Below are 6,934 nucleotides of genomic sequence, written 5' to 3'. Positions count from 1 at the left end.
CCGCCGAATCCCGCGTTCTGCAGTTGCTGAAGAAGCTGTGGGTGCTGCCGGTCGACATCCGGCTTTCGGCGCATTCCAACGCGCTGCAGTTTCGCCCGCGTGCCTATTCCTACATCGGCGCGGTGCCGATGCTGGATATCTTTGACAAGCCGATCAACGACTGGGATTCGGTGGCCAAACGCGCCTTCGATATCGTCTTCAGCCTGATCGGCATCGTCGTGTTCTCGCCGGTCATGCTGGCGACCGCCATCGCCATCAAGCTCGACAGCAAGGGTCCGGTGCTGTTCCATCAGAAGCGGCACGGTTTCAACAACGAGATCATCGAGGTCTATAAGTTCCGTTCGATGTATACCGACAAGGCCGACCCGACCGCCAAGCAGACGGTGACCAAGAACGATCCTCGCGTCACCCGCGTCGGCCGCTTCATCCGCAAGACCTCGATCGACGAGCTGCCGCAGTTCTTCAATTCGCTTCTGGGTTCGCTATCGCTGGTCGGCCCGCGTCCGCACGCCATCGCCGCGCAGTCGCATAACCTGCTCTACAACGAGGTCGTCGACGGCTATTTCGCCCGCCACAAGGTCAAGCCCGGCGTCACCGGCTGGGCGCAGATCAATGGCTGGCGCGGCGAGATGGACACCAACGAGAAGATCCGCATGCGCACGGAGTATGATCTCTACTACATCGAGAACTGGTCGCTGCTGTTCGATTTGCGGATCCTGTTCCTGACGCCGCTCCGGCTGCTCAATACGGAAAACGCCTATTGAGCGCGATCAGCCATGATCTGCCGCAGGTCGTGGTCAACGCCAAGCTGGTCGCGCTGATTTCCTCGGGCGCGGTCTTCATCGGCATTCTGCTGTCCGGCTTCGTCATCAGCGAGCCGGCGCCCTATGAGCTCTACATGGCGGGGCTGATTGCCATCTGGGCGCTTTTCGGCTTGCGGATTTCCCGCGCGGCAACGCCGCTGCTGGTGCTGCTGGTGACGATGAACATCGGCGGCATGATCTCCATGACGCAGATGGCGGACCTCGCCAACACGCCGCTCTATCTCGCCGTGTCGCTGTTTCTCGCCTTCAGCGCGGTGTTCTTCGCATCGATCACAGCCGTACAGCCGAGCCTCTACCGATTGATCTTCATTGCCTATGTGGTTTCGGCCGTGGCCACCTCGCTGCTTGGCATTGCAGGCTACTTCCATGCCTTTCCGGGCGCCGAGATGTTCACCAAATACGACCGTGCCGCCGGCGCCTTCCAGGATCCGAACGTGTTTGGACCGTTCCTGGTGCTGCCCGGCATCTATCTGCTCTATTTGCTCCTGACCGGACCGGTGACGCGCATGCCGCTGCTGGCGGTGCCACTGCTGATCATCACCGCCGGCATCTTCTTCTCCTTTTCGCGCGGCGCCTGGGGCATGTTCGCCGTTTCGGCCGTCCTGCTCACCGGCTGCCTGTTCCTGCAGAGCGCCAGCGGCATGTTCCGGCTGCGCGTGGTGGTGATGACGATTGCAGCACTGGCGCTGCTGGTCGTCGCCATGATCGTCATCCTGCAGCTGCCCGGCGTGTCGGAGATGTTCTCCAACCGTGCCCATCTCGAACAGAGCTACGACACCGCCCGCCTCGGCCGCTTCGCCCGCTACGGCATCGGCTTCCAGATGGCGATGGAGCATCCGTTCGGCATCGGCCCGCTGGTCTTCGGCACGATCTTCGGTGAAGACACCCACGACATCTGGCTGAAGATGCTGATGGATTATGGCTGGCTCGGCTTCGTGTCGTTCCTCGCGCTCGTCTTGTGGACGATAGCAGCCGGCTTCCGCATCCTGCTGCGCGACCGGCCGTGGCAGCCCTATCTCCTGTGCGCCTATGTCGCCTTCATCGGCAATATCGGGCTCGGCACCTTCATCGACATCGACCACTGGCGCCATGTCTACCTGCTGCTCGGCCTGATCTGGGGCGCCATCGCGCTGGAATATAGGCATCAACTGCTGTTGCGGCCTGCCTTACAGGGCTCGCCGGCACCGGCATAAAAGTCGCGGGAGTGAGAGGGCTTCACGTTGGCCTTCGGTGGAGATCCGGCCCGCTCTACATCACGACGAAGACAGCTTCGAGAGCTTCCCGAATACGAAGTTTCTGATGGATTTCCTGACTAGGCGCTCTACATGCGCTTTACTCGGCTTCATTTGCGTTTTGAAGCGTCAGGCCAGTGTAGATCGAGTGCTCGACGGACGGTTGGTCCATGGCAAAAATATGCGGTTGTGGCAAAAACATCACATAATTTCATTTCGCTCCCGGCTATTGTTGTTCCCGAGGGAATTACTTGGGTTGGGAGAAATACGTGAATAGATTCTTAGCAGTTCTCGCGGTTGCCGCCCTGTCGGCAAGCACCGCGTCAGCAGCAGACATGTTGGCCCCGGTTGCGGGGTCGGCCTATGACTGGAGCGGCCTCTATGTCGGCGGCCATCTCGGCGTTGCCAATGGTGACATCACGGCAACGGATATGACCGAGCCAAACGGTGGGTTCTTCACCGACCTCGTTCCGGCGGGAACAGAAGGATTTGACTTCAACAAAGCCGGCGTAGCCGGCGGTATCCATGCAGGCGCGCAATGGCAGTGGGGACAGTTCATTCTGGGCGGCGAAGCGACCTGGACGGCAACGGGCATCCGCAAGACCATCACCAGCCCCTATTTCCCGGACAGCGACACCGAGACCGCCAAAATCTCGAATTATGCCACGGTCGTCGGCCGCGTCGGCTACGCCTTCGATCGCGTGCTGATCTATGCCAAGGCTGGTTATGCCGGCGGCAAGGTGGATTTCCGCGCCCGAGACAACGACGCCCTGGTGACCTACGAAAAGAATGAGTGGCAGAACGGCTATGCGCTCGGCGCTGGCATCGACTATGCCCTTACGAACAACCTCTCGCTTGGCGTGGACTACACCCACGTTGACCTCGGCCATAAGACGAGCACGGGCGACAACGTGTTCGATGATGGCACTCTCGGCGACAATCCCGAGACCTATCGCACAGAGGCAAAGGTCGATGCCGTGATGGCCCGGCTAACCTACAAGTTTGGAATGGGTCAGTAGTGCATCGACATCATTTTCGCGGATCAGATCTAGCGTCAGGGGAGCTCGTCAGCGCTCCCCTTTCCTCGTAGCCTACATATTCCTTCGAACATTCTGGCGATTGAACGAAGTCTTGAACTTCTTTGGGCAATTGCAGCCTAGAGCGGTGCAGGCTATGCCCTTCCAGGGCAAGACAAAGCACGTAGTGTGTCCGCCCTCGGTGACCGGAACCTAAGCAGCACTTGCGGTATGATTTGTCGGTGTGACTTTCGGTCACCAAAGGCACACCGGGACACCATCTGTTCCCATTTCACCAATTTCAGCGAATTCGCCTCTTGCTTCTGAACCCTTGAGAATATAGGGCTTTCCGCGGTCCGGAGTGTAGCGCAGCCCGGTAGCGCACTTGACTGGGGGTCAAGGGGTCGTCGGTTCGAATCCGGCCACTCCGACCAAATTTGAAAGCAGGACTTGCCCCCGAAGTCCGCCTCTCCAGATGCTTCGGTCAGCCCGGCCAAATCTCGGATCGGGGCAACCATGTGCTCTGCCGCTTGAACTCTGGCTTGGGCTACCCCTGGCACACATCGATCCACTCAGCCCCAATCAGCTCAACCATCCTCTGCGGGCTGATCCGCACCGCCGCATTGGTGGCGCCTGCCGCGGGCACGACCTCGTCAAATTCGCGCAGCGATACGTCGCAATAGACCGGCAGCGGCGCCGGCAGGCCGAACGGGCAGACGCCGCCGACCGGGTGGCTCGTCGCTTCGACAACTTCCGCCGCGTCGAGCATGCGCGGCTTGCCGCCGAACTGGTCCTTGAACTTGCGGTTGTCCAGCCTGGCGATGCCGCTGGTCACCACCAGCATGGTGCGGTCGCCGACGCGCAGGCAGATCGTCTTGGCGATCTGCGCCGGCAGCACGCCATGCGCCTCGGCCGCCAGGGTCACCGTCGCCGAGCTCGCCTCCGTGACGATGACATCGATGTCGGGCGCGTGGGTGGCAAAGAACGCACGAACGGAGTCCAGGCTCATATCGAAAAACCCATGGTTCAAAAACTTGAAGGACGGCGGATTGCTGTCCAGCAGCCGGGGCCGCCGCGCATATAAGCACGCGCGGCATACAAATCGGCAAGCGCCAGGCTGAAGCAGACGCTGCGGCAGGTACAAAGAAACCCGCCAAGAGGGCCTTGGCGGGTTCTCTGGAATGCCTGGTGCGGGGTCTACGCCAGCGATCGACCTTGCGCCGGCGTCGGCGCAGCCGGGGTGATCAGAGCCTCCTGGGGAAGGTGAAGCGCGGACACAATACGACGCAGCTTCGACGGATCGGTCACTCTGCCGCTTTCGATATCCTCAATCTCGTCCACCGCCAGGCCGCATGTCAGGGAAAGCTCTTCCACGCTGTAACCGCGGGTCTCCCGCATCGCTCTGAGGGTGTTGTAATCTGGCCCGCTCCCGTTGGTTGCCGGTTCGGAGTGGGGTTCGCTTTTCGCATTATGGGGCATTGGCAACTCCATGACTGAAAGAGTTTGATCAAATGAGGAGTGTTGCCTGAGACGGTCGGGAAGATGCCCTCTCACTGGTGATTTGCCAAGGGCCAAAATGGCCGTCACGGGATCGTGAACCGGGTGCCTGGCGCGGCCTCTGGCGCACACGTCGCGATCAAGTTGTTTTGAAGGCCTGATTGGCCTTTTGCCGGCAGTTTCGCCGCGCCCATTCGTTATCTCCGGGTCGCTGGCGCGAAACCATCCGGTTCCAGCCAGTTCTTTCCCGGAAGGATTTTTTGCAATGAACTTGAAGACAGTCATGGTCGTGCTCGGCACGATTTCCAGCCTTTCCGTCGCCGGCGCGGGCGCCGCCCAAGCCGCAGGCGCGCTTCGTGTGCGCGGCACGGTGGTCAGTTTTAAGCCCACGCTGCTCACCGTGAAAACCCGCCAGGGCGATACCGACGCGATCAAGCTCAAGGCCGGCTGGAAGATCTCGGGCGTCGCCAACGCCTCGGCAACGGACATCAAGCAGGGCGATTTCCTCGGCATTGCCTCCGTATCGAAAGCGGATGGCGGCAGCGGCGCCCTGGAGGTGGTGGTCTTCCCGGCCGCGCTGAAAGGCACCGGCGAGGGTGACCGCCCCTGGGACCTGCAGCCAAACAGCCGGATGACCAACGGCACCGTCGCCGACGTTACCGATATAAGCGGGCGATCCGTCACGCTGACCTATGACAATGGCCAGACCAAGAAGATTTCGATTCCCGACACCACCCCTGTCGTCACCTTCGCGCCGGCGACGCCGAGCGACCTCAAGCCGGGTGCGACGGTCTTTGTCACCGCAGAGCGGGGTAGTGACGGCGCGCTGAGCGCCAGCCGCGTCGTGGTCGGGACCAACGGCGTCGTGCCGCCGATGTAGTCGGACAGGCGGCCAATGGCCGCCTCTCGATCTTGCCGTGCATGGTGGCGGGAGGCTGGATTGGGCAGAAACAGTCCAGAAACAAAATTCTACAATCGGGAAATACTGACGAAAAAATTCAGGCGCGTAATTCCATTCGCGGCGGCCGGGCTATCGCCCCGATCCATATGCGCCCGCGAAACAAAAGGAAACGATCCATGAAGAAGTCCCTCCTCTCGGCCCTCGGGCTTGCAGTTGCATTGGCTTTCACGGTGCCCGTCATCGGTGCGACGAGTGCGGATGCGGCGCCGATGGCAAAGCACCATCGTCACCACCATCATCATCGCCACCATGTCCGCCATCACCATCATCACCGCCACCACCACCATGTGATCGGAAACAAGGCCTAAGCACCGCAAACTGCCACCGAGAAGACCGGCCTTGGCTTCCTGTCCAAGGCCGGTCTTCCCTTGGCATTGCGGCGCGTTAGCTCGACACGATTTGGGCGCACCAAGTTCGTCGAATGACGGCGCCAGCTACCTCAACCATCAGAAGCACCGCCTCAGCGCCGGCTGAACAGCAGACTGGCGACAAGACCGAGCACCACAAGGCCGACAGCAGCGGCAGCCGCCGGATGGTCGCGGGCCGACCTCTCGATCACCCTGCCCTGTTTACGCAGTGCCGGCATGGCGTCGCGCAGACGCCCCGCAAGATCGGAATAGGTGTCGAAGGCTGCATCGCGACCGTCCTCGTAGTAGGCGCCGCCTCGCCTTGCCACAGCCCTCTTCAAGCTGGCCAGTTCTTTGGTGAGAGCCGCGACCTGCCTGTCGAGATCGATGTCCGAGAGGGTCGAAAATGATGCCATGATGTGTTTCCTTCACTTGCAGAAGGAAACGTAACGCCTCACCGGAAGACGGGTTCCGGTTTCGAACTATCGCGTCGGGCTGCGGTCAGCGCACCTGATCAAGCAGGCGCTTGCATTCCAGGAGGTCGAACAACGCCTCCTGCAGCAAGGCCCTGTTGTCGCGCGAGAGTTTCGATGCATCCGGCTGCACCGGACCGTCCTCGTCGCTCTTGCCCAGGCCGAAAAAGCGACGGCTGGGTTTGACGCGCGGCTGGCCGACCAGTTCGTCGTCCATGCTGCGCGGCTGGGCCGCCGGCGTCAGCGGCACCTGGTCAGCCTGCCTTCGCTGCGAGATCGCCTCGACGGCGGCCATGTCGCCATTGCCGATGGCAACCAGGAAATGGTTGCCGTTCTCGCGCAACAGCTTCTGCACGCCCTTGATGGTGTAGCCCTGGTCGTAGAGCATGTGACGGATGCCCTTGATCAGCTCGACATCCTGCGGCCGGTAGTAACGACGGCCGCCGCCGCGCTTCATCGGCTTGATCTGGTTGAAACGCGTTTCCCAGAAGCGCAGCACATGCTGCGGCAAATCGAGATCTTCGGCGACCTCGCTGATGGTACGAAAGGCGTCGGGGCTCTTGTCCATGGGCGAATCCTCACGC

At 61.2% G+C, this 6,934-nt stretch carries 8 protein-coding genes and 1 tRNA gene; 5 read left to right on the top strand and 4 right to left on the bottom strand.

Going from position 1 to position 6,934, the window contains the following annotated elements; all coding sequences use genetic code 11:
* The 4 genes from EN879_RS18800 to EN879_RS18785 all read left to right on the top strand — a co-directional run.
* Positions 1 to 764 (top strand): exopolysaccharide biosynthesis polyprenyl glycosylphosphotransferase (locus tag EN879_RS18800; RefSeq protein ID WP_127274170.1); only part of this gene is annotated, 764 nt, incomplete at its 5' end.
* Positions 761 to 2,017: an O-antigen ligase family protein gene (locus EN879_RS18795; protein ID WP_063167772.1), complete on the top strand. Its 1,257-nt coding sequence runs from the start codon at positions 761 to 763 to the stop codon at positions 2,015 to 2,017. The genes EN879_RS18800 and EN879_RS18795, both read left to right, overlap by 4 nt.
* A gap of 290 nt (positions 2,018 to 2,307) precedes the next feature.
* The gene (locus EN879_RS18790; RefSeq protein ID WP_013532224.1) at positions 2,308 to 3,075 is read left to right on the top strand and encodes an outer membrane beta-barrel protein; all 768 of its coding nucleotides are present in this window, start codon (positions 2,308 to 2,310) and stop codon (positions 3,073 to 3,075) included.
* 354 nt (positions 3,076 to 3,429) lie between these two features.
* Positions 3,430 to 3,506 (top strand) — tRNA-Pro (locus tag EN879_RS18785).
* Positions 3,507 to 3,619: 113 nt separating this feature from the next.
* Here the strand turns inward: EN879_RS18785 and EN879_RS18780 are convergent.
* Both EN879_RS18780 and EN879_RS18775 read right to left on the bottom strand, forming a co-directional pair.
* Positions 3,620 to 4,081 (bottom strand): YbaK/EbsC family protein, encoded by a 462-nt coding sequence (locus EN879_RS18780; RefSeq protein WP_013532225.1) that lies wholly within the window; start codon positions 4,079 to 4,081, stop codon positions 3,620 to 3,622.
* A gap of 188 nt (positions 4,082 to 4,269) precedes the next feature.
* Positions 4,270 to 4,551 (bottom strand): helix-turn-helix transcriptional regulator, encoded by a 282-nt coding sequence (locus tag EN879_RS18775; RefSeq protein ID WP_063170208.1) that lies wholly within the window; start codon positions 4,549 to 4,551, stop codon positions 4,270 to 4,272.
* Positions 4,552 to 4,834: 283 nt separating this feature from the next.
* On the opposite strand from EN879_RS18775, the gene EN879_RS18770 reads away from it, so the two are divergent.
* On the top strand, positions 4,835 to 5,449 hold the full coding sequence (locus EN879_RS18770) for a hypothetical protein (RefSeq protein WP_063167771.1): 615 nt from the start codon (positions 4,835 to 4,837) through the stop codon (positions 5,447 to 5,449).
* A 541-nt stretch (positions 5,450 to 5,990) separates the two neighbouring features.
* On the opposite strand, the gene EN879_RS18760 is transcribed toward EN879_RS18770, so the two are convergent.
* Positions 5,991 to 6,293, bottom strand: coding sequence for a hypothetical protein (locus EN879_RS18760; protein ID WP_013532229.1), 303 nt, complete (start codon positions 6,291 to 6,293; stop codon positions 5,991 to 5,993).
* 85 nt (positions 6,294 to 6,378) lie between these two features.
* Entirely contained in the window at positions 6,379 to 6,918 is a 540-nt protein-coding gene (locus EN879_RS18755) for a MerR family transcriptional regulator (RefSeq protein WP_063167770.1), read from the bottom strand.
* Between the last annotated feature and the right edge of the window lie 16 nt (positions 6,919 to 6,934).

The organism is Mesorhizobium sp. M7A.F.Ca.AU.002.02.1.1, from assembly GCF_003998535.1.
Classification (GTDB): Bacteria; Pseudomonadota; Alphaproteobacteria; order Rhizobiales; family Rhizobiaceae; genus Mesorhizobium; species Mesorhizobium ciceri.
Note: the sequence above shows the minus strand (reverse complement) of the source record. Positions and strands in the feature narration are given on the sequence as shown.

Coding starts and splice junctions, on each gene's coding strand:
- EN879_RS18780 (WP_013532225.1), bottom strand. CDS start 4,081: ATGAGCCTGGACTCCGTTCGTGCGTTCTTTGCCACCCACGCGCCCGAC.
- EN879_RS18775 (WP_063170208.1), bottom strand. CDS start 4,551: ATGCCCCATAATGCGAAAAGCGAACCCCACTCCGAACCGGCAACCAAC.
- EN879_RS18770 (WP_063167771.1), top strand. CDS start 4,835: ATGAACTTGAAGACAGTCATGGTCGTGCTCGGCACGATTTCCAGCCTT.
- EN879_RS18760 (WP_013532229.1), bottom strand. CDS start 6,293: ATGGCATCATTTTCGACCCTCTCGGACATCGATCTCGACAGGCAGGTC.
- EN879_RS18755 (WP_063167770.1), bottom strand. CDS start 6,918: ATGGACAAGAGCCCCGACGCCTTTCGTACCATCAGCGAGGTCGCCGAA.